The 368-nt window shown below is 34.5% G+C and carries 1 protein-coding gene; it reads left to right on the forward strand.

All coding sequences use genetic code 11. The features are described 5' to 3' along the window. Window positions 1–58 precede the first annotated feature (58 nt). Window positions 59–368 (forward strand): hypothetical protein (locus ACYP03_RS24695; protein WP_459782483.1); only part of this gene is annotated, 310 nt, incomplete at its 3' end.

Consider the following 368-nt stretch of genomic DNA (forward strand, 5'->3'; position numbering starts at 1 on the left):
GGGACGATGCAGGCTGATAGCATTCATGGAAGAATATCTATATTTCTTGAGGAACTGTATGGACTTCAATATCAGTAATAGCTCAGTAGCTGATAAAATTGATTCTTGCTTAGATGAGTTTAGAAAAATTAAATCTATTATTGATGGGTTTGGAAGTATGAGCCATCCAGTCCCATACTTGACTAGGTATTCAATAATTAGAGCATGTGGGACAATAGAGTTTGGATTTAAAACCATCATTGCAGATTTGAGCTCTGAAGGACAAACTTATCAAGTCATGAATTTTATAGATAAGAAATTCCGTAATAGCTCAATGAATCCAAGCTATACAAATATAGTGAGTAGTTTGGCTGGTTTTGATGAGAGTT

The organism is Photobacterium sp. R1, assembly GCF_054600795.1.